The sequence below is a fragment of the Pseudomarimonas arenosa genome (assembly GCF_014841215.1).
Classification (GTDB): Bacteria; Pseudomonadota; Gammaproteobacteria; order Xanthomonadales; family Xanthomonadaceae; genus Pseudomarimonas; species Pseudomarimonas arenosa.
The window spans coordinates 1-22226 of sequence record NZ_JACYTR010000024.1 but is presented as its reverse complement, the minus strand read 5'-3'; the positions used below and the strand labels follow the sequence as shown (position 1 = coordinate 22226).

Genomic DNA, 22226 nt, shown 5'->3' with positions numbered 1-22226 from the left:
GAACTGATGGCATAACCCATTCATTCGCAGAAGTCAGGCTTTGCTCCCCTCCCCCTGGCGTGGGAGGGCCGGGGGAGAGGGGGCGAACCCGCGAAGTGAGCACCCCCTCTCCCCAACCCCTCTCCCGCCAGGGGAGAGGGGCTCTAAACCGCGATGGTTCAAGATCCGTGTGCGGTCTAGGGAAGCGAGTCTCGGGGCCACCCAGAAACCGATGGCGTAACTCATCGATTCGCCGATGCCGTGCTTTGCTCCCCTCTCCATGAACCGATGGGGTAAGCCATTCATTCGCAGACGTCAGGCTTTGCTCCCCTCCCCCCTGGCGGGGGAGGGGCGGGGGAGAGGGGGCGAACCCGCGAAGTGAGCACCCCCTCTCCCCAACCCCTCTCCCGCCAGGGGAGAGGGGCTCTAAACCGCGACGGTGGTTCAAGATCCGTGTGCGCTTTCGCGAAGCGAGACTCGCCCCCCCCCAGGAACCTCGCTTCGCGAGTCCCCGTGCAGGAAAAGGTCGGCTCCCTGCCCCCATCCCAACAACCCTCCCCAAACATCGGGGAGGGAGTTGCGAAGCGCCAGCCGGTGGGGCGAACAGCACCACACATCGGTCTCATCTGTAGCTACTCGGCAACGCTCTTGCGCTTTGGCTTCAGCATGGTGCCGCTGCACTTCGGCGATCCACAGCGACAGGCCCAGATCTTCTTCATCTTCTTGGTGTGCTTTTCCTCCAGCACGATGCCATAGTCATAGGTCAGCTCTTCGCCCGCCACGATGGGACGCAGGGTTTCGATGATGACCTTGTCGTGCTTGGCCTTGCCGTCTTCGGCCTCGTGCAGCACCGCCTGGCAGTTGGGATCACAGCTATGGTTGATCCAACGCGCATCGTTGCCGTCTTCATTGGCATCGATGATGTACTTCTCATTCAAAGTGAACAAGAAGGTGTGACCGGTATCGGACGTGTTGGCGTAGCGCTTGTCGGCTTTCTTGTGACTAATGCGCTTGCCTTTGTATTCGATCAGTTCCTTGCCAGCCTTCAGGTCACGTCCGGCAAACACGCCATTGCCATGAATGGGCGAACAGCGGGTAATCAACTTGGGCGGACGCTTCATTCGGCCACCAGCGCATCGTCGGCAAACACCAGTCGACCAGCCGCCGTGTGCAGCACCAGCTCGTCGCCTCGCTGACTGGCCGATTGCAGTTCGCGCAGAGCGTCCAGCAGGGCGCGCTCGACCGCATTGCGTTCCGGCTCAGCGCAGGCACGCTTGCTTTGCACCACCGGCTGCATGCTGATGGCGCCGGCGGCATCCATGCTGTAGCCAGCAAAGAACTGGTTGCAGCCGGTGTCACCACGCAACGTACCGCCGGCGATCTCCAGGCGAACCGCTTCGCTCGCCTTTGCCTGCAAGCCCTCGATATCGGAGGACACCAGTTTCCAGCGACTGTCTTCCGGCAGCACGGTGAGCTTGTCTTCCTTCACTGCCTGTGCTCCTTGACCGCCATTGGCGGCACAACCCACTGCGCCCACGCTCAGGCACAACAACAAAATCCATCGCATGATCCAGTCCTTAGCAGCAGCCGTGATCGCCAAACCGGGACTCACCTTCGGCCACGCCCACGCCTTGAGTGAGCCCCTGCTCGCTGGCCTCGTAGTGCTTCTGGATCACCCGCGAGACGCTCGCAGTCAACTTCTTGCCGGTGGGTATATGCAGGAACTCATTCGGACCATGGGCATTGGAGTGCGGGCCCAGCACGCCGGTAATCATGAACTGCGCACCAGGAAACTTCTCGCCCAACATGCCCATGAACGGAATGGTGCCGCCCTCGCCCATGTACACCGCCGGCGCGCCGAAGAAGCTCTGGCTGGCATCGTCAATGGCATGCTCCAGCCAATGCGACATGGCCGGTGCATTCCAACCGGTGGAGGATTTTTCCAGTTCAAACTCAATCTTGGCGCCATAGGGTGGATCGCGCAGCAAGATGTCACGCAGGATCTTGCCTGCCTTGTCGCCATCCAGGGTCGGCGGCAGACGCAAGGAGAGTTTCACTGCGGTATGCGGGCGCAGCACATTACCGGCGCTGTTCAAAGGCGGCATGCCATCCACCCCGGTCACCGACAAGGCCGGACGCCAGGTGCGATTCAGCACCAGCTCGCGGAGCTGGCGGTGCATCGGCCGCATGCCGGGCAGGAAGGGGAACTTGTCGAACACCGCGCTATCCAGCACCTTGGCCGCCGCGTCGGCCTGGACAATTCGTTCCACCGGGATATCGACCTGCAGATCGTCGATGATGATCTGTCCGCTGCCTTCGTCTTCAAAGCGCGACAGCAGCTGACGCAGAATGCGGAAGCTCGACGGCACGATGCCCGAGGCATCGCCGGAGTGCACACCTTCGGACAGCACGCTGATCTTCAGATTGCCGCCGGCAAGACCACGCAGCGAGGTGGTGCACCAGAGCTGGTCGTAGTTGCCACAGCCCGAGTCCAGACAGATCACCAGTGAAGGCTTGCCGATGCGCTCGGCCAGATGATCGACGTAGTACGGCAAGTCGTAACTGCCCGACTCTTCACAGGCCTCGATCATCACCACGCAACGGCTATGCGGAATGCCCTGCTCCTGCAGGCCACGAATCGCCGCCAGCGAGCCGAAGATGGCGTAACCGTCATCGGCGCCGCCGCGGCCGTACAGCTTGTTGTCGCGCAACACCGGCTTCCACGGGCCAAGGTCATCGGCCCAGCCGGTCATTTCCGGCTGCTTGTCGAGATGACCATATAGCAAGACGCAATCATCGCCCTGCCCCGGCACTTCGATGAAGATCAGTGGTGTGCGGCCTTCCAGCCTGACCACGTCCACTGTCATGCCCTTGATCGGCTGAGCACGCGCCCAGGCTTCCATCAGCTTGACCGCGTCCTCCATGTATCCGTGCTTCACCCAGTCGGCATCGAACATCGGCGACTTGTTGGGAATTTTCACGTAGTCGACCAACTGCGGGACGATCTCGGCATCCCACTGCTCGTCAACGAAGGCACTGAGCTTCTGATGATCCATGAAGCGTTCCTCGAAGTGTCCGGAAAGCCGCCAGTTTACAGCCCCTACGCATGCGCTGTGTCTTCAAGGCGGATTCCCAAGCTGTTCGGGTAGGAAAAATCCTACTGCGCGCGATCGAATTGTCTGACCACGCCCGTCGTACAAGCCCGATGGGCCTGAACCGGGTCGACACGGAAACTATCCCCACTGGCCGGCCACACCGACCAGCTCGCCTGAAGCGAACAACGAAACACCCAACCAAGACCATTCAACAAGGGGAATTCCATGAATACTTTCAAGACCTTTCTGCTCAGCCTGATGCTCAGCTTCGCCCTGATGGGCAGCGCTCTTGCCGCCGGCAAGGTGGATATCAACTCCGCCACCGCCGCCCAGATTGCCGACGCGATGAACGGCGTTGGCATGGCCAAGGCCGAAGCCATCGTAGCCCACCGCACCGAGCACGGTCCGTTCAAGAGCATCGATCAACTGGCCGAGGTGAAGGGCATCGGCCTGAAGACGGTGGAAAAGAATCGCGAAGTGATTGAAGTTGGCCCGCAGAAGCCAGCAAGCAAGTCCTGAGGTTTGCCCCCGCCCCGCCCGGCGCAGGAAGCGTCGGCGCGGGGCGGCGTCTTTTTCCGGGCCACCGCGCGCACTGCGCGGCCGCTACACTAGGGGCCTTCATTCTCGAGGCCCCCATGCTGCTTCCCCGCTACAGCGTCGCCCCTTCCCGTATTCCCGGTGCCGGACAAGGCATCTTTCTGCGCGAGCCGATCGCCGCCGGACGCATCATTGTCGCGCCCGAAGGCATCCCACAGGTGTATCGGTGGGACGAAGTGTTAGCGATGCCCGATCAGACCAGCGCACTGGCCGCCTCGGTGAGATGGTTCGAGGATCGCTTCACCGTAACGCTGGAGTGGCCTGATGAGTGCTACATCAATCATAGCTTTCAGCCCAATGGCCTGTGGCACCTGGGCTTTGTATTTGCTGCGCGCGACATCGAAGCGGACGATGAACTAACCGTCGACTATCGCCATTTGCTCGGCGAGGGCCAGCGCGAAGAGTTCAACGACGCCGTCAGCGGCGAGTCGATCATCGGCTGGAGCTGGGAGGAAAGTCTGCGCCGTTCAACCGCCGAATTGGCCTCGCTGACAGGCGTTTGAACGATGCTGGCCATCCACCTACCAGCATTCGGCTACCAGCGACAACGCTGGAAGAACAACCTCGGCTGGACCCGGGAGATCGCCCGCCAACCCGGTGCCGGCGATGAGTTTGACTGGCGGCTATCGCTGGCCGACATCGACCAGGATTGCGGCTTCTCGCGCTTTCCCGGCTACCAGCGCAGTTTGGTATTGCTGAGCGGCAACGGCATGCGCTTTCGGTTCGACGACGGCGAGGTCGCAGAACTGCACCCTCCTCACGGCCGTTGCGACTTCTCCGGCGACCGCGCCCTGAGCTGCGAGCTGCTCGATGGCCCGACCCAGGACTTCAATCTGATCTGGCGCCCCGACCGCGTTGACGCCCGCCTGCTGCATCGCCCCCTGGTCGGCTCAATGGTGTTCTTTGCCGAGCCTGGCAGCGAATGGCTGATCTTCAACCTCGCCGGCCACGCCAACGTCAATGTCGCCGGCAACAGCATCGCCCTCGAACCGCAAGACAGCGTTCGCCTGCACCCCTTGGCCGAACAGGGACGCGCCCAGCTGGAAGGCGCGGGCGAGTTACTGATCATCAAGATTGATCGGCTCGTTTGAGCAATCTCGTACACCGAGCGTTCTGCACGCAACCTGGTGTTCAGAAAGCTGCAGTGTTTGGAAGCGCAGCCCAACAAGCAGCGCAGGAAATGGGTAGACGCAATCAAGTCCGCCCCTACCCACGCTCAACACCCATCGGTGCAGCAAGCTGCCCTCATAGGGTGCGCCTCGGCGCACCGCCTGCGCGGGTCTTCCAGCATCAGCTTCGCATCGCCACGGTTTCAATTCCCCTCCACATAGCGTTGCGGTGGGCGGGCGATGGCGGGCCGGGGCGCCAGGGCCCGCCACATTGCTGATGAAGCGGCGAGCACCAAGAGCCTCGCGTCTCCATTTCGCCAGAGCTGTGATCTCGACTGCGACTGCGCTTGCGCTTGCGCTCAGTCGCGACGCGGCTTGAACCAGACGAGCATCTTGCGGATCGCCGATATGAGCGAGGCCATGTCGATATCCGGCGCCAGCGCAGCCACTGGGTAGCAGTCGTGAACAAACGCAGTAGCGCCTGTGGGCTTGAGCGGCCATACGTCAACTGCGTCGCCGGCGAAGGCCACTGCGACCGCGCTTCTCCATCCGGGGCAAGGGGGCGTGAGGGTGCTGCCGTGGAACGATCGCCGCTCGTTCGTCGTCGGCTCCACTATGCCAACACCCACGCGGGAGCAATTGTGCTTCTCGGCCAGCGCTGGCTTGATGGCTTGTTCACTGCGCGCCTCAACCAGCAAAGCCTCCGCAAGTGGAACGTAGTATCGGCCTTCGATTCTTTCAGCCTGCACCAGCCATTCATCTTCTCGTGCAAACACTACGATACGGGGCGGCATTGTTCCTCCAAGTGCGGATAGTCGCGAGTATCCGCGCCCCTCCAATTCACGTTGCAGGCGCCACTCGTGCAAGTCGGGGATCTGCTTGGCAAGGTCTCCACGTGGTGCGACGAACGCTGTGCGACCGCTGATGCCGACCAGGTCGCCTGCAGGGTGAAATTGCACATACGCCCTGCCGGGAAGCTGCAAGACCTCGCCACCGATGTCGATATGCGGTCCGTCGTCTCCCGCCACACCAAAAGCACCGCCGTCATGTGCAAGCGAAGGCGTAGACGCGATCGAAACAGGTGCGTCGCCTATCGGCGTCGTGGTCGCTGTCGAAATGTTGAAGCGCTCCAGCACTCCGCGCGACGCCCGTCCCGGCTCACCTGCATGGTGCAAGAGCAAGGCTTCTCCGCCGGACACCCGGGCAGTAGTGAGTTGGTCCCATTGTCCCGGCAGACGGCAAGGACTGGCTGATCCACGATCCCAGCGCCAAAGCGCGCAGGGCACAGAGCGGCCTCGACCGTTGTCGACGCTCCGTTGCGCCACCATCCAACATTCGTTCTGTGGCATCCAGTAAATTTCTCCCGAATAGCCCGTGGGCTCCAGCTGAAGGTCGCGCAGCACCTTGCCGCTCTTGCCGTCCAGTTCGAGAAGGCGACCTTCGTACGCCAACTGCAGAACTCTGTTGTCTGGCCCCAACCCGGGCGTGCCATCAAGTCGCCACGGGTACTTAGCTTTGAACTTCGCCAGCACCGACCCGTCGGATAACGACAGGCGAACGAACTGCCCCTGCTCGTTGCGCACCAGCGCCTGAGCACCATCACAAGAGAATGTGACTTCCGTCGGATTGCTGGGCACAGCCAGCTTGAGGATGCGTTTGCCAGTAGCCACCTCCCACAGATGCGTCCCATTCACCGTGACGGCGATCAGGTGCGCGCCACTTGGGGTGAAGTGCATGCGCTCGCAAGAGCCGAGAGAAAACCCCGGCTTGCGCACAGTGAGTTTACGTGGCTTCGGAAGATCCGTGCCAATACGCAAGGCCAGGGCATTTCGCCTGATCTCGAACGGGTACAGAGAACGCATGCTCGATTGGCTCGCCTTGAGTGGAATCTTCTGTGCAATCGGCCCCATGCCTTCTAGCGCGACTTGCACGCCAGTCCCAGCCTACTCAGGGACCACGGGCGTTGCGGTGGAAGTTGACGTTCGGAAGGTGGCCGGTCCAGACGTCCAGACCTGAGGTCTCCGCACTTTCCTGCGCGTCAATTTCCGCTGCGAGCATCCGCCAGAACGCCAAGGCGGTCGATTGCCCAACTCTTCATGGTAGACCGGAGTTCGCGGACCCGGCTGGCTGAAGCTCGGCTTCGTCGACACCGTGTGCGCGTAGACGATCGAACAACCAAGACAAAGCTGAGGCTTCTTCCTCGAATAATTCGAGTGCGCTATCGGAACCAGCATAGATGTTCTCCCACTGCCGGCGCAGGATCTTGCTGCCCGGAAACGGCGGACACACCAGGGCCATCGCCACCCGACCCGCGGCCGACAGTGCGGGAACGCTCTGGTGAAAGAATTCCTCCGCCTCTGGCGTCAGCAGCGCCCCCTTTGGATCAACGATTCCCAACGTGGCCCAAGGTGTTCCGCGCATGGCCTCAACCCAGGGCTTTAGCAGCGCCAAGTAGTTCTTGATGCCTTCAACGTTGGTCGCCCCGCCCCCCACAACCCGCAGCACGCGGCCGTGACGCGAAATCTCGATCAAACCACCGTGGGGAGCGAACGTCTTCATACCTGAGAAGTCTAGCCAATCGAATCTTCGATTGGGTGGCTGGGGAGGCGTGCAGGAGCAACGCATCGCGAGCGCAGCGAGTCCGCAGGACGTGGCGCAGGGATGCGCCACGCAGCCGCCGAGGAGGCGGTTCGCGCGAGGCATCCACTCGAAGTAGAGATCCAGAACGATATACGGGAAATGGTGGCGCAGGGATGCGCCACGCAGCCGCCGACGAGGCGGTTCGCGCGAGGCATCTACTCGAAGTAGAGATCCAGAACGATATACGGGAAATGGTGGCCGGGGACGGAATCGATATGCGTGCAGGAGCAACGCATCGCGAGCGCAGCGAGTCCGCAGGACGTGGCGCAGGGAAGCGCCACGCAGCCGCCGACGAGGCGGTTCGCGCGAGGCATCCACTCGAAGTAGAGATCCAGAACGATATACGGGAAATGGTGGCCGGGGACGGAATCGAACCGCCGACACGGGGATTTTCAATCCCCTGCTCTACCAACTGAGCTACCCGGCCACTGATCGCTGGCCGAACGGCCACGCGGTGAAGGCGCGCATTAAAGCGGGCCTGAAGCGTTTCGTCAAGAGCTGATTCCGGGCCGATTGACTGAACGCGTCAAAAATCGTCGAAGCGGCGGCTGCGACGGTTGGCCGGCTTGCTGCGTCAAGTCAGTAGGCGCACCATCAAGCGAGGCAGACGAGGCCCATATGAAGACTAACTCCCGCCATCTGCAACCGTTTTCCACTCTGGGATTGAGTGCCCTGGCTCTGGCCGCAGGGCTGAGTGCCTGCGCCACCACCAGCCCCGGCGATCGGATGGCGAAGCGTCTGGCACTCTTTGAAGAGGTCGCTCAGGCGCCGGTGAAGTCATTCCATTTCTGGCAAATGCACCGCTGGGAGGCGCTCGGCCGCTCGCATGTGGCGGTGTGGACGCGCCTCGACACCGCCTATCTGATCGAGGTGGATCAGCCCTGCTCTGGTCTCGACTTCACCTCGGCGATAGCTCTGAGCTCGACCCAGAATCGGGTACATAGCCGCTTCGACGACGTTCGATTCGAAGATCAGCGCTGTCGCATCGCCGAAATCCGCCCGGTCGACGTGGCGGCACTGAAGAAGGCGGAACACGCAGCACGCGACAGCGATTGATCGAGCGCGTCACCCCGCCTTCGTCGCTCACCAGCAACGTCTGAAGCGGTTCTGGGTGCGGCCAGCTGATACTGACTCGCCGAAACATCAGCCAGCTGCTTCGCCGAAGCCCCCAAGCCCGATTCTCTCAGCCACCTTGGCGCAAATGCTCAGCACCTGAGCTTGCGCCTCGCTGCTGATTTCGCGACGCGCTGGCGCGCGCATCCGTCCGCCCCAGTCGCGCAGCAATTGTTGCCTCTGCGCGGCCTCCAGCTGACAGTGTTCTGCCAGGCGCTCAAGCATCTTCTCGGTGTCGCAGCACAAGGATTCGAACGACACAATCAGGACTGCGTCGCGCAGCTGTCGATCATTCTCCAGCACGCGGGCCAACTCAGCATAGGACGCCGCCCACTGATGTGCGTAGGCGGCGATATTGTCTCCTACCCTGAAAAGGGACTCGATCAAGGCGGCGACCCCGCTATCGCCCGCGCACTCTGCACGACGCTGCGGCCCGAACTCGAAATGGCCACTCCTGGCGAGCTGGGTGCCAACGCTAGGCCAAGTTCGCGCGAGCTGATCGAATCGCTCGTGCTGCCGAACTAGGGAAACGACATGTTCAATCGGATCGCGGACCGGCACCACAAAGCGTGCGTCGGGGAACACGCGCTTGAGATACGGCAAGCGCAACAGGTTGTAGTTGCCCTTGCACAGGTAACGGCTGGCGCCGCGGGTGTACAAGACTTTTTGCAGATGCCGGCGATAGAACGCTTCGAAGCGCGGGTTGCTGTAGTCGCCATTCAGGCGTTGATCGACACCGACTTGATGTCGGCCCGGCACAAAATGCATCCAGAACAACTCATCGCAGGCCTCGGGACTGTCGGGTGTCACCTCGATGCCGTCGGCATGCGCTCGCGGTCGGGAGGGCGGTGATGGCAGGGGCAGCTGCGCACGCAGGCGGTCCCACCAGTACGGGAACCAGATCGGGGGAAAATCGCGATAGCGGGCACTGGCCAAGCCGGGCAATGAGGCCAGCGCCTCAAGCAGAATAGTGCTGCCCGACCGCGCCACGCCGGCGATGAAGATCGGCGCCCGCACTTCGGTGCTGCGCATCTCATCGGCCAGCAAGGTCGACTCCAGATCGGCCAGACGCTCACAGCTGCGACGACCGGCCTGCATCAGCCAACTTGCGAAACGCAGCGAACGGCTCGGCGGTTGAAACGCAGATTTGCTGAAAGATCGGCTGGTGGTGCTGGTCATCGCTACAAGGTTATCCGAATGCGTGATGTCGTTTTCACCTAAGGCCTGCGATCGTTTCGATTCCGCTACACTGCGCGTTCCATTCTGGATGACTGACATGCTGCGAATCATCTTTCTTGCCTTGAGCCTGCTGTTCGCCTTGGATGCGCAAGCCTATGTTGGCCCGGGCTCCGGAATTGGCCTGCTGGGTTCGCTTTGGGCCTGGGTGATCGGCATCTTCGTCGTGCTGATGTCCCTGCTAATCTGGCCCCTGCGCTGGATGATGCGTCGGATGCGCAAGAAGGCGCAGGCGCGTTCGGCGGATTCATCGGCTGGCGATTGATGGGCTGGCGCCCTGCGTTGACGGCAGCGGCCCTCGCTGCCGCTCTATTCGGTATCGGCTGCAGTCAACCGCCTCCCCCTGCCAAGGCCCAGGGGCGCGTGGTGGTGCTCGGCTTCGATGGCATGGACCCGGTGTTGACCGAACGCTGGATGGCGGAGGGCTTGTTGCCCGAATTTGCCAGGCTGCGGGAAGAAGGCCACTACCAACACCTGCCCACGAGCAATCCTCCGCAATCCCCGGTGGCCTGGTCGCACTTCGCCACCGGGCTTAAATCTGGGCATCACGGAATTTTCGACTTCCTGCGCCGCGACGCCGCTACCTATCGGCCGGACTTTTCCATCGCCAAGTACACGGCACCAGACGACCTCAATCTGTTCGGCTGGCATCTTCCGATCGGTGAAGGCACGCTGGAAAACCTGCGTCGCGGCGAACCGTTCTGGCTGACCGCGCAACAATCGGGCAAGCGAGCCAGTGTGTTCAGGGTGCCCGTCACCTACCCACCCGAACCGGTACAGCGCATGGTCTCGGGCATGGGCGTGCCCGACCTGCTCGGCACGCAGGGCACCTACAGCTACTACACCACAAGTCGCGTTGATCAGGCCGAGAGCGGCGGCCGCGTAGTGTTGATGCGCATGCAAAACGATGGCGGTGTGCAGACCAGGCTGGACGGACCGCAGCACCCACTGAAACCTGCCGAAGGCGTGCTGCAGTCCGATCTGCACCTGAAGTTTTCTGCGACACAGGTTGAGGTCACGCTGGCGGGGCGAACCGAATCCCTGCAGCTTCACCAGTGGAGCGACTGGTGGCCGGTAAGTTTCGATTACGGCCTGGGCTCGATTCCAGGTATGGTTCGATTGCGGATGCTGGCAGGCTTTCCGCGTCCAAAACTCTACGTTTCACCCATCCACGCCGATCCGATGGAGCCAGTGCTGCCACTGAGCTACCCGGCGGACTATGCCGCTGAACTGGCGGCCAGGATGGGCCGATACCACACCCTGGGCATGCCTGAGGAAACCTGGTCGATGAATCAGGAGCATCTCGACGAACAGGGGTTTCTCGACATGGTGAAGACCACCCTGGCCGAGGGCGAAGCCATGCTCCAGGACGCCCTGGATGCTGACGACAGCGAACTGGTGGTTAAGGTGTTTGTGCAGACCGACCGAGTGAGTCATATGTTCTGGCGCGGGCTCGACACCACGCATCCGCTGCACAGCGAATCCTCCGCGCTTGCCCGCGGCGCCATTCCCTGGATCTATCAGGAAGCCGATCGCGTGCTGGGTCAAGTGCGCAAGCAGCTCAAGCCCAATGATGAGCTGGTCGTGCTGAGTGATCATGGCTTTGCACCGTTCCGCCGCGCTGCGCACTTGAACCGTTGGCTGATCGAGAACGGCTGGCTGGCGCTGCAACCCGGGGCGAACGAATCACAGCCACTGTTTGCCCAGGTCGACTGGTCGCGCAGTCGCGCCTACGCGCTGGGTCTCAATGGCCTGTTCTTGAATCTGCAGCAGCGAGAAGCCCAGGGCATTGTTGCCGTCGATCAACGCGACGCCTTGCTGTCGGAACTGCGCAGCGCGCTGGCTGAGTGGCGCGACACAGACGGCACGGCCGTCGTTCGCCGCAGCTTCCTCGGCAGCGAGCTGTATCCTGGCCCGGAAAGTGCCCATGCACCGGATCTGGTGATCGGCTACTCCAGCGGCTATCGCGCATCCTGGCAAACCAGCCTGGGGGCGGCGCCCGCGGCCTTGATTGAGGACAATCAACAAGCCTGGAGCGGTGACCACTGCATCGACCCCGAACTCGTTCCAGGCGTACTGTTCACCTCCTTCAAGCCGGAAACCGAGATTGAAGGCATCGCTGCCATGGCGCGTTTTCTCCTCGAACGCACGCCAGCCGGCCCTGGGCACTGATCATGAGTGATGGACTGCTGGATCTACCGGCACCGCTGTTCGACGCCCTGGACAGTGGGCTGGCCTGGTTGGGCCTCCCTCCACTGGCGCGGCTGATGGTGTACGCCACCGCTTCCGCCTGGGTGTCGATGGCGCTGTATCGGAAATGCTCGCGCCAGGACGAGATCAAGCACGTCAGTGAGGCAGCGCGCAGCCTTCGAGCCGAGCTGGCCGATTACGATGGGCCGTTCGACGGCCTGCTGCAACAGGTAAGTGCGCTGTTTCGTCTAAGCGCACGGCACCTGGGGCTGAGCTTCGGCCCGGCCCTGCTCTCGGGCCTGCCGATTCTGCTGGTGCTGCCCTGGTTGTCCAACAGCTTTGAGTGGATCAGACCACAGCCGGGCGATGCCGTGTCGATTCAAGCGATCGGAAGCCAGAGCGCGATCCAGCAGTTGCGTTGGAATGATCCAGAGGTCGAGTGGAATGCCGATCAGCGGGCGTGGAAGGTTTCCTGGCCAGATGAGTCGAGCAAACTGCAACTGCAGCAGGCGGAAAGGATACTGCTGGAACTGCCGCTGCAACAGGTGAGCGCCGTCGTGCATCAGCGGATTCCGGTGTTCAACTGGCTGATTGGCAACCCTTCAGGCTACCTGCCCGATGGCAGCGCCATCGAGCAACTCAACATCGAACTCAAGCCGCGTGAGCTAATCGGTTTCGGCCCATCCTGGCTGCGCAACTGGCTGACCCTTTACCTCACTGCGGTCGTGCTGATCTCGCTCTTGCTACGTTGGAAGTGGAAGATTCACTGACCGCCGCCAGCACGCCTTCGGCGTACCGCGGTCGTTGAACAAATTGTCACTCGTCATTCCCGTGCAGGCGCATGCAGGCGGGATTCCAGTGCTTTCGCTAGCTAGTGTCCTGTCGCAGAAATAACATTCATAAATGACGTATACTTTTCCGGGCTTGGTTGCGGGAAACTAGCCGGACTCAACCCGATCCCGGCCCGCCTGCTTGGCGCGATAGACTGCTTTGTCGGCCGCCGAAAACAGCGTGTCCGGGGTGTGGTCCTGTCCCTTCGACACGCTGGTCACGCCAAAGCTGGCGCTGATTCTGAGTTGGGGAAAGCCATTGATCTGCATGTTGTGAAGCGCGACGCGGGTGCGGTCTGCCCATTGCACGGCCATCTCAAGATCGCTATCGATCAGGATGGCGCAGAACTCCTCACCGCCGAAGCGCGCAATCAGGTCGGTTTCGCGGCTGTGCAGTCGCAAGCATTCTGCGACCTGCTGCAACACGACATCTCCGGTGGCATGGCCGTATCGATCGTTAACCGTCTTGAAGTGATCAATGTCGATCACCACGAAACTCAAGGCGAAGTGATGGCGGCTGTTGCGGGCCAGTTCCTGTTGCAATCGCTGAAACAGGGCGCGTCGATTGGCCAGGCCCGTCAATGCATCGGTACTGGCCTGATGTAGCAACTCCCGTTTGGCTGCGCGCAGCTCGATCAACTGCATGACTTGCTGTGCCAGGCGTTGCAACAACTCCAGTTGCTTCTCGCTAGGTCGGCGTACTCGACTGTCCTCAACACATAGCGTGCCGAGCGCCAATCCGTCCGACGTTCGCAATTGAGCGCCGGCATACATCTGGAAATGCGCGTGCGGCATGTTCCGGGTTCGCGGATCGAGGTCCACGTCCTCAATGACCAACATCGGTTGCTGCGCCACGACATAGGCGCAAGGTGACGCCCCGCGTTGCAGACTGCTGTCCTGCAAGCCCATTCCAAAGGCTGACTTGACCCAGATTCGATCGGCATCGATCAGGACCACGAACGCGTAGGGCGTTCCGCACAACTCAGCCGCCAGTTCAGTCAGCAGATCGAAATCATCCTCACGCGGAGTGTCCAGAATGCCGAGTTGATGCAATGCGGCAAGACGCCGGGATTCATCCTCGGCCAAGGGAAAGTGCAAGCGATCGGAATCTGCCATGGCCCCCTCCAGCCATATCGCAAGGCGACTGCGTTGACGGAGTGTAGCGCTCTGCGGCGCCGCCGAAGCGAACGCGCAGCGCCAGCCAGCCAAACCGTTGACGTTGGGCTGGTCTGCTACTTCTCGCGCTGCAAGAACAGAAAGGCCCGGACTCGCCGGGCCTTTCCACAACACTTCGTCCGAGTAAGCGACTAACGCTTGGCGGATTCGGCGCGGCGGCGCCACATGGCAACACCCAACATTACCGAAGCCAGCAGCACCAGGGCCCAGGCTGCGTTGACCGGAATCAGCAAGGCGGCCAGCGTAAAGCCGGTGCCATCGGCGCCACCCGGCAGGTTCGGGTCGTCGGTCAGCGCGCTGGACTCATTCGTGCCATCGCCGTCGGCGTCGAAGTTCACCGTTGCCTGATTCACTACCGCACCACCGGCGGCCGGGGTGATGGAGGCATTAATGGTGATGGTCACCGTGCCGCCGGCAGGAATCGAACCGTTCCAGGTCACTGTGCCGGCTGAATGGGCTGCCGTACCCGAGGTGGCCGAGACCGAGCTGAAGCTGAGGCCGCCAGGCAGCGGATCAACAAACTCATCGCCTGGATTGTCAGCCTGGTTGGCCGGGCCTGCATTGCTCAGCACGATGGTGTAGATCACACCGGCGCCGGGGGCAAAACCTGCACCGGCCGGCGCCACGGTCTTGGTGGCACTGACTGCCGCCGGACTGGAGGTGGTGTTGGTATCGGTAGCAGCGTTGTTACCTGGGGTCGGATCGGTGACACCCATCGGCGCCGCAATGGTGGCGGTGTTGATGATCGAGGTACCGGGCGTAGTCGCCGGAATCACCGTGCATGTCGCGGTGAAGGTAACCGAGCCTGAAGCGGGCAAATTCACCGACTCATTGATGTTGCCACTGCCAGAAGCGGTACAGGTTCCACCGCCGGCGCCGGCGCAGATCCAGGTGCAGGAAGTCAGCTGCGCCGGGAAGGTATCGGCGATGGTGGCGCCAGTGACATCACTGAGGCCGGCATTACTGCCGACGATCGTATAAACAACGCTCGAACCCGCTACCGCGGTGGTCGCGCCGTCGGTCTTGGTGATCGACAGATCAGCCGAGGCACCAATGGAATCGGTGTCGGTAGCTGAATTGTTCATCGCATCCGGATCGGTCACTGCGCTGGAAATCGTCGCGGTGTTGATCAGGGATGCGCCCGCCGTGCCTTGATTGACGTTGCAGGTAGCGGTGTAGGTGACCGACTCTCCCATGGCCAGATTGACCGCGGCGTCATTGATGTTGCCCGAGCCCGATGCGGTGCAGGCGGCCGTTCCACCCGAGGGTGCGCAGGTCCAGGTGCAACCGGAAAGCTGCGCCGGGAAGGTGTCAGCCACCGTCGCGCCGGTGACCGCACTGGGGCCGGCATTGCTGCCGACAATCGTATACGTAACGGTGCCGCCAGCGGTGACACTGGTCACGCCATCGGTCTTGGTGATCGAGAGATCGGCCGAGGCCAGCTCCATCGGAAGGACATCGCCAGTGACGCGAATCAGGCCGTTTCGGGTGCCACCAAAGTCGAAGGTTCCGGTGATATTGGGGCCCATGCCGCCGGTGTAACCCACCACGCCATGGAAGCCCTGCGTTTGGTTGGTCCCGGTGCCGAAAGCGGGCACGTAACTGTTGGCAAAGTCACCAAACAGCACGAAGAAGCTGTCGCCGGTGTAGTTCACGCCAAGCCCGGAAAACTGGATGGTGTCAGTCACGCCCGTGGCACCGGTGAAGGTGCTGAAGATGGCCATGGCGCCGCCACCAACGGTCTGCGGCCCAAGCAGAACGAACCCGGCCGAACTGGTGGTAAAGGCCGGTCCCTGCACTACCACCGCTTCCACCGTATTGACGGTGCCCATGGTGAGAATGGGCTCCAGATTCATGCCGACGCGCGCCGAATTGAAGCGGTTGCCGATGATTGCGCCGCCGCCAAACGTGGTGTTAGCCACGCCATCGTCATACTGAATGGTTCCGACCACCTTGGCGCCGGTATCGAACTTGACCGGACCGCGCTTGCCGCCCGCACGATTCCCAGCGCCTTGATAGGCTCCCTGCCCTCGGGTGGCGGGGCTGCCGGCGCCGCGGTTGGCGCGGACTTCCGACATGACGGCGAACCAAAGTCCGCGACGATCGGCCGGACTCAATTGTTTCAGGGCAGCGCGCCGATCAGCCGGCGCCAGGGCGGCGATGCGTTCGACATCGGAGCGCGACCAGACGGCCTCCTTGGCCAGGGCCGACTCGGAAGCCTGTGCGCCTGCCGACATCAGGAAAAGCGAGAGACAGCCAATCGTTTTGACCTTCATCGACAACGCCCTCGGGTTTTGTAGCCTTGTTGTTCGGCATCACGTGCCCCTCGCCGTGTGCGGCGAAAGCTGCAACGTGGAGTGCCCCCTGGAAAAAAGTACCACAGCTGAACATCGAATTGTGTCGACGGATCATTCACATCTCCGATTCAACGCTCGCACAGGATGCCACTGCGGCCGGCGTCGACCTAGGCCACGCCAGTTTGGCTTGATTCCCATTGAAACAGCTCGTTAGGGACTGGCGACCTGACCCATCAGGGCGCGCCCTGCGGCCGCCTCCGGACTGTTGGGTGCATCCCGCTCAAGTCCGCGCAGACGCTCCTCTGCGAGCCCCAACTCGCCGCGCTCGACCGCCGTCGCAATCAGCGCAAGCCGGGCCTTGCGGTACTGCGGGGCCAGCTCGACCGCCCGAGCAAACCGTCCCTCCGCCTCATCCAACCGCCCCTCAGCGAGCAAGAACGTGCCGAAGTTGTACCAGCCGATGGGTTCGTAAGGCGCATGCTGCAGGGCGGTACGGAACTCTGCCTCGGCTTCGGCCTGTCGATCACCTCGCGCAAGTTCGACCGCCAGATCAATCCGCGCACGCGCAAAGTGTTCGTCACATTGCAGGGCATTGTTCAGCGCCTGCCAGCGCTTGCCCGCATCCTGCGCGTATCCGGGCATATCAGCCAGCACCCAATAGGCCCGCGCACTGCAGTGCGCGGCGGCGAAACGTCCCAGCACGTCGGCCGCCTCCTCCTCCTGCCCTTGCGCGCTGCGCGCCAGAGCCAATCCGGTAATGATCGATTCCGAGGGTTTGAAGTCGATCGCCTTCGGCGCATTCAGGTAGGCCCAAGCCTCTTCCGACTTGCCTCCCCCCACCAATGCAGCAAGATGCATCTCGATGTAACTGTGACTGTCGGGCGATGCGGCAATCAGCTTGCGGGTATAGACTTCGGCATCGCCGTAGCGCTGGGCGAACAACAGATGCTTGGCGGCGCTCATGTCGTTGATCAGACCAACATGCAGATGCGGCGCCACGCCGCCTGGCTCGAGTTCCTCTGAAACCGTGGTCTGCCCGCTCGCCCCGCCCTGCAGGTACCCCAGGGACTGCAGCATGCGAATGGACTCGGCGTCCAATGGCGCGGTCACGCTGGCGCCAGAGGCAAACTCCTTCAAGAACAGCGACAGCTCCTCATGCATGCGCGTACTCTGATCTTGATCATCCTCGATCAGGTTGCTGAGCTCCTTTGGATCGGCCTCGAGATCGTAAAGCTCGGGCCGCGGGCCGTGAATGTACTTGTAGTTGCCATCGAACAGCACCCTTAGCTTTCCCCAGCCGTGCGACATGTGCGGAGACAGGTTCTCGGCGTAGTACTGACGCCACTCACCCAGTTCGCCGCGCATCAGCGGCGCCAAGGATCGCCCCTGCATCTGCTCAGGCACCTCGATGCCCAGCAGTTCCAGAATGGTCGGCGCAATATCGACCGTGCCGACCCGCTCGCTGATTCGACCACCCGGATTCTGCACCTCGGGCGGACGCACGATGAGCGGCACTTGCAGGGTCGAGTTGTAAGCCAACACCGCATGCGTGACCTCGCCGTGCTCTCCCAGGCCTTCGCCGTGATCGGCGGCCATTACCACCAGGGTATTCTCGAGAACACCCAAGCGCTCCATCTGTGCGAGCAGCCGGCCCAACGCCTGATCGGTATAGCTGATTTCACCCGAGTAGAGATCGTCGGCGTACTTTTGATCGAACGGCGCCGGTGGTTCAAACGGTTGGTGTGGGTCGAAGTAATGCAGCCAGACAAAAAAGGGCTTGCCGGCTTGCGCTGTCTGGTTCAGCCAGGGAAGCACCGCCTCATTGACCTGTGCCGCCCGCCGCTCGTCAAAAAACAGACGCTCCTTCGGCGCGATTCGCTCGCCCAGGTGATCTTCGATATGACCGGTGAGGTTATCGTCGAACAGGTCAAAGCCCTGACTGAAGCCAAACTTGGCGATCACCGGGTAGGCGCCGACCGCCGCTGCCGTGGCATACCCGTGCTCACGCAGGATCTCCGGCAGGGTCAGCTGATCCTCACCCAACACGAACAGGCCGTTGTCGCGAAAACCGTGGGCAATCGGATACTTGCCGGTCAGCATGGTCGAATGCGATGGCGCCGTAATCGGCGCTGCAGAAAATGCCTGCTCGAACACAAACCCTTCTGCGGCGAGACGATCGAGGGTGGGAGTCGAGGCACGCGTGGCGCCATAAGGCCCCAGGTGGTCGGGCCGTGTGGTGTCGAAGGTCACTAACAGAACGTTCCAGCGCGGCTCTCCCGTTGAGCAGCCCTGCAGCGCGAGGCTGACCAGAATGACGCAGCCGATCGCCGTCGTCAGCCAGGTCCTGGTGAATGCCCGAAGCATGGTCACAGTGCCTCCAACAATTGTTCGAGCGTCTCGGCACTGATGTCGGGATCGGGCAATCCGGCGTTTACCAGGCGGGCCAACGGTTCGGCAAAGAACTCGATGGGCCGATCCTCCAGCAACTGCTCGGCAAAAGCTTGGTAAAGATCGGCCGCGTGGTGCGCAACGAAGGTCGAGGCAACGCGCTCCTTGACCTCCTGGAACGACGGCGCGCTGCCCTCGCTCTCCTCAACCAGCTGGAATACCTCCACTCCCGCCTGCGTGCGCAAGGGAGCGGATACCTGACCCACCTTGAGCGGAGCAATCACACCTGGAAGTACAGGCGAGATACGGCGTAGATCCGACTGCTGCTGGTTAGGCAACTCGGCAATCTCCCCGCCAAAGCGCGCCTGCAGCGATTCCAGCGTGGTCCCCGGCCGCACCAGTTGCTCCAATTCTCCGAAACCCTGGCTGTTCACCGACATCCGCAATCGCCGCAGCTGCCAACGCAAGGGCGGACCAAACTGCTCGATGTTCTGGTTGTAGTACTGCAACAGTCGCGGCTCGTTCTGCTTGGCCAGCTCCAGCAGGCTGGCTGCGCGCTGCCTGTCGATCAGGACCTGCTCCTCCCAGACCTGCAGGGAGTCGGTCAGCCTGTTCTGATCGATCCAGTCATTGGATGCGCAGACGGCGCGAAACTGTTCGCGTGTACGCAGCACCTGAAGGTATCGCCAGGCCTCGGTAACCGGCACCGAACGATCCTGCTTGACCTGACTCAGCTTGCGGCGAAACGCGGCGACCGTGAGGCTGAAGTCATCACCGCTCATCAACACCTGATCGCCGCCCGAATTCTTCAACAGGGCTTCGAATGCTTCGCGGCTGGGCAACTCGATGCGCCGGGAATCCTGCTCGGCTATCGGCTTCACCAGCTGTTCCACTCTCCGTGCCTGCAACCTGTCGCGCAACACAGGCATCGCCTCTGACAGCGTCGCCTCGCGCGCCGGCGTCAGCGACTGCACGAAGAAAACATGCACGCCGTCGGTGGTTGTGATCGGTTGACTTGGCACCCCCTCCTCGAGGCCAAACACGATCTCGTCCATTGCGGGCGGCAACGTGCCTCGCTCCAGCCATCCGATTTCGCCACCCTTGTGGCGTGTTTCGGAATCCGAGTGCTCACGCGCCAACCGCGAAAAGTTGTCGCCATTGAGGATGCGATCACGCAGCTGAGTGAGCTCTTGCACGGCCCGCGATTGCGCCTCGGGATTCGATGCACGGCGGAACAGATTGAACGTCAGCCGTCGCTCAGGCTTCTGGAACGAATCCCGATGCCGCTCGAACTCAGCCTCAAGATCTGCCTTGGAGAACGGCGGCATCTCCGCCAGTCGGTTGTGCAGACACAGCTCCACCTGAATTTGCTGCCGGGCAAACTCGCGCGACTGCAAGAATTCGGGCGCCTGATCACGCCCCAGGCGTTTGGCTTCTGCCAGGAACACGCGATCGACCACCAGTTCACGAGCACGCAGCCGGTACCAGGCATCCAGGTTGGCACCCGGCGCAGGACGATCCTTGGCCGGCAGGCTGAGCACATAGCGGTCGAGATCATCCACGGTGAGGTCGATCTGACCAAAACGGGCGACCACATCCGGGCCTGCAGGCGTATCGTTCACATCAGCGTAACTGCCGGCGCCCATCCGCGTGTCACAGCCCGTGCCGGCAAGCGCGGCGACAATCAGGGCCAGACGGGGCAAAACGAACGGCAGCGATCGGGCGCTGCGCATGGGTGTTGACGACAACATCACGATCAGAGCTACCTGCAATGGCTTCGGCACGGCAAGCTAGCAGACTCGAAGTCAATTTGGCACTGATCATGACGCCCTTGATCCAGCTGAATTAGGCTTTATGCTCTGCAGCCCTGCCAGGAAGTTCGCATTGAAGACCGCTCAGCGCCTTTTTTCTTTCGCGCTCGCTCCGCTGTTTGTGGCGTTCGCCATCACTGCCTGCGGGCGGCATGGTCAGGTGACGAGTGCGAGCGCAACCACGGAGGAAGCTGCCCCCGAGGTGCTCGCCGTTTGGAATGACGATCTGCAGATCAAACGCGAAGAGTACGAATCGTGGCTGCGCTGGAGAGGATTGCCAGATGCGCCGGAGAACCTGCTTGAGTTCGCGACCGGGCAGGTGCTGTCGCGCGCGGCCAAACAGCGCGAGGTGTCAGCAGGCGGCCCATCGGCCGCGCTTATCGAGCAGCAGGTGCGGCTGTACGTGTTGAGCGATGCCCTGGCGCAACATCTTCGAGCCGGCATCGAAATTTCCGAAGCGCAAATCGACCAGACCCTGCAAGCCAAGCCGGATGCGTTCAAGGTGCCCAAGCGCTATAAGCTGCGCAACCTGTTCCTGGCTTTGCCCGACGACGAGCAAGGGCGAACAGCGACACGCGAACGCATGGCTTCGCTGCGACAGCGGGCGATGGCTGGGGAAGACTTCACTGCCCTGGCCGAGCAGGAATCAGAATCGGACACGCGCTTCAAGGGCGGCCGACTGGGACTGGTCAAATTGGCCAACCTTCCGCCGGTGGTGGCCAGCGCAGTCGAGCCGATGCAGCCCGGCGACATCAGTCAAGTCATCGAATTTGGCCAAGGCTTGTTTCTGTTCTGGTGCGAGGATATCGAAGATCCGGTCACGCCCCCGCCCGAAGACGTGCGCAGAATGGTCAGGCAGGCCTTGGCGAAGTTCGAAGCCGATCAGATGCAAGCGTCGCTGGATGCCCAATTACTGGCCTCAGCAGGCATCGACCAAGAAGACGACAGCCTGACTCCCAGACAGCGGCAGCAACGCCTGGTCGAACTCCGGGCACAGCATGCCGAATCACTGTCGCTCGACCGCTTGCCAGCAACGCAAGTGGCGCTGCGCTGGCGAACCATGCAGCAGCTGGCGATGCGTGAAATGGATCGCCGGGTGGAAGAGTGGCGCAAAGAGCCGACGGAAGCTGAGTTGCGCGAGGCCTTCGCACATCGCACCGGCGGCGGCTTGCGGCAGTTTCGTGTCGCCGGCATCGCCTTTGGCGAGGCCAACTCCCCGGGCGCCGCGCGCGCGCGCGAAGTGCTGGAGCTGCTGCAGAACAATACGATCGACTTTGAACAGGCTGCGCGCACTTATTCCACGCACAAGAGTGCGGCTGAGGGCGGCGATCTTGGCTGGCTCGATTCAACGCAGCTGGCCTCGCGAGACTGGTCGCTGTCTCGCGCTGCACGCAAGCTTGCCAAAGGCGAGATAACTCTCGTTTCAGGCGATCGCGGGGTTTGGATCTACAAGTTGCTCGATCGCCGGGAAGGTCAGGACCTGTCGCTGCAGGATGCGCTGCCCGAGCTGAAGCGGCAACATCGGCAGCGGCAAACCAAACAGCTCAAGCAGCGTGTGCGCGACGAAGTCATTCGCACGCTGAAATTCTCCTGACCGGTGCCCAGGCGCCGGCGCAGATTGTTCGGGCAATCGCCCTGCTAACAGCCTGTCGGACTTCGTCCCGCGAAACGCGATTTCGGTCGATCTTACCCAACGATCGATGGCGTCAGGTGGTTCTTCGATTCGGCAATCGGTCGGCCCTTCGCCGAATCGCTGAACGTGCTG

At 62.0% G+C, this 22226-nt stretch carries 18 protein-coding genes and 1 tRNA gene; 8 read left to right on the top strand and 11 right to left on the bottom strand.

The features are described 5' to 3' along the window. Nucleotides 1-611: 611 nt before the first annotated feature. From IFO71_RS12170 to IFO71_RS12160, 3 genes are read right to left on the bottom strand one after another with little or no spacing between them, the layout of a single operon-like run. A complete protein-coding gene (locus IFO71_RS12170) occupies nt 612-1100 on the bottom strand; it encodes an SET domain-containing protein (RefSeq protein ID WP_192029914.1) in 489 nt (162 codons plus the stop codon). After that, nucleotides 1097-1546: an META domain-containing protein gene (locus tag IFO71_RS12165; RefSeq protein WP_192029913.1), complete on the bottom strand. Its 450-nt coding sequence runs from the start codon at nt 1544-1546 to the stop codon at nt 1097-1099. The genes IFO71_RS12170 and IFO71_RS12165 overlap by 4 nt, the downstream gene beginning before the upstream one ends. 10 nt (nt 1547-1556) lie before the next feature. Next, on the bottom strand, nt 1557-3035 hold the full coding sequence (locus IFO71_RS12160) for a M20 family metallopeptidase (RefSeq protein ID WP_192029912.1): 1479 nt from the start codon (nt 3033-3035) through the stop codon (nt 1557-1559). Nucleotides 3036-3299: 264 nt separating this feature from the next. Between IFO71_RS12160 and IFO71_RS12155 the strand changes: the two genes are divergently transcribed. From IFO71_RS12155 to IFO71_RS12145, 3 genes are all read left to right on the top strand, one after another. Beyond that, nucleotides 3300-3593: a ComEA family DNA-binding protein gene (locus IFO71_RS12155; protein ID WP_192029911.1), complete on the top strand. Its 294-nt coding sequence runs from the start codon at nt 3300-3302 to the stop codon at nt 3591-3593. Nucleotides 3594-3709: 116 nt separating this feature from the next. Next, nucleotides 3710-4174, top strand: coding sequence for an SET domain-containing protein-lysine N-methyltransferase (locus IFO71_RS12150; RefSeq protein WP_192029910.1), 465 nt, complete (start codon nt 3710-3712; stop codon nt 4172-4174). A 3-nt stretch (nt 4175-4177) separates the two neighbouring features. Continuing rightward, nucleotides 4178-4762 carry a HutD/Ves family protein gene (locus IFO71_RS12145; RefSeq protein ID WP_192029909.1) on the top strand — a complete coding sequence of 195 codons (585 nt, stop codon included), beginning with the start codon at nt 4178-4180 and terminating at the stop codon, nt 4760-4762. Nucleotides 4763-5139: 377 nt separating this feature from the next. Here the strand turns inward: IFO71_RS12145 and IFO71_RS12140 are convergent, their stop codons facing one another. From IFO71_RS12140 to IFO71_RS12130, 3 genes are all read right to left on the bottom strand, one after another. After that, complete coding sequence (locus IFO71_RS12140; RefSeq protein WP_192029908.1) at nt 5140-6711, bottom strand: WD40 repeat domain-containing protein; 1572 nt, start codon at nt 6709-6711, stop codon at nt 5140-5142. Between the two features lie 163 nt (nt 6712-6874). Next, nucleotides 6875-7339 (bottom strand): hypothetical protein, encoded by a 465-nt coding sequence (locus IFO71_RS12135; protein WP_192029907.1) that lies wholly within the window; start codon nt 7337-7339, stop codon nt 6875-6877. A gap of 432 nt (nt 7340-7771) precedes the next feature. Continuing rightward, nucleotides 7772-7847, bottom strand: a tRNA-Phe gene (locus IFO71_RS12130). Between the two features lie 191 nt (nt 7848-8038). On the opposite strand from IFO71_RS12130, the gene IFO71_RS12125 reads away from it, so the two are divergent. Beyond that, a complete protein-coding gene (locus tag IFO71_RS12125) occupies nt 8039-8476 on the top strand; it encodes a DUF6491 family protein (RefSeq protein ID WP_192029906.1) in 438 nt (145 codons plus the stop codon). An 87-nt stretch (nt 8477-8563) separates the two neighbouring features. On the opposite strand, the gene IFO71_RS12120 is transcribed toward IFO71_RS12125, so the two are convergent. Then, a complete protein-coding gene (locus tag IFO71_RS12120; protein WP_192029905.1) occupies nt 8564-9631 on the bottom strand; it encodes a sulfotransferase family protein in 1068 nt (355 codons plus the stop codon). A gap of 178 nt (nt 9632-9809) precedes the next feature. Here IFO71_RS12120 and IFO71_RS12115 point away from each other — a divergent pair, with 178 nt between their 5' ends. From IFO71_RS12115 to IFO71_RS12105, 3 genes are read left to right on the top strand one after another with little or no spacing between them, the layout of a single operon-like run. Next, nucleotides 9810-10034 carry a hypothetical protein gene (locus IFO71_RS12115; protein WP_225444594.1) on the top strand — a complete coding sequence of 75 codons (225 nt, stop codon included), beginning with the start codon at nt 9810-9812 and terminating at the stop codon, nt 10032-10034. Continuing rightward, a complete protein-coding gene (locus IFO71_RS12110; protein WP_192029904.1) occupies nt 10034-11941 on the top strand; it encodes an alkaline phosphatase family protein in 1908 nt (635 codons plus the stop codon). The genes IFO71_RS12115 and IFO71_RS12110 overlap by 1 nt, the downstream gene beginning before the upstream one ends. Before the next feature lie 2 nt (nt 11942-11943). Then, nucleotides 11944-12729: a hypothetical protein gene (locus IFO71_RS12105; RefSeq protein WP_192029903.1), complete on the top strand. Its 786-nt coding sequence runs from the start codon at nt 11944-11946 to the stop codon at nt 12727-12729. Between the two features lie 168 nt (nt 12730-12897). Here IFO71_RS12105 and IFO71_RS12100 read toward each other — a convergent pair whose 3' ends face one another. The 4 genes from IFO71_RS12100 to IFO71_RS12085 form a co-directional block, all read right to left on the bottom strand. Then, nucleotides 12898-13905: a GGDEF domain-containing protein gene (locus IFO71_RS12100; RefSeq protein WP_192029902.1), complete on the bottom strand. Its 1008-nt coding sequence runs from the start codon at nt 13903-13905 to the stop codon at nt 12898-12900. A gap of 191 nt (nt 13906-14096) precedes the next feature. Then, nucleotides 14097-16241 (bottom strand): DUF11 domain-containing protein, encoded by a 2145-nt coding sequence (locus tag IFO71_RS12095; protein ID WP_192029901.1) that lies wholly within the window; start codon nt 16239-16241, stop codon nt 14097-14099. A gap of 231 nt (nt 16242-16472) precedes the next feature. Further along, nucleotides 16473-18626: a sulfatase-like hydrolase/transferase gene (locus IFO71_RS12090; RefSeq protein ID WP_225444598.1), complete on the bottom strand. Its 2154-nt coding sequence runs from the start codon at nt 18624-18626 to the stop codon at nt 16473-16475. A gap of 2 nt (nt 18627-18628) precedes the next feature. Next, nucleotides 18629-20383 (bottom strand): peptidylprolyl isomerase, encoded by a 1755-nt coding sequence (locus tag IFO71_RS12085; RefSeq protein ID WP_192029899.1) that lies wholly within the window; start codon nt 20381-20383, stop codon nt 18629-18631. A gap of 280 nt (nt 20384-20663) precedes the next feature. On the opposite strand from IFO71_RS12085, the gene IFO71_RS12080 reads away from it, so the two are divergent. Further along, nucleotides 20664-22055, top strand: a complete 1392-nt coding sequence (locus IFO71_RS12080; protein WP_332309368.1) for a peptidylprolyl isomerase — start codon at nt 20664-20666, stop codon at nt 22053-22055. Nucleotides 22056-22226: the final 171 nt, after the last annotated feature.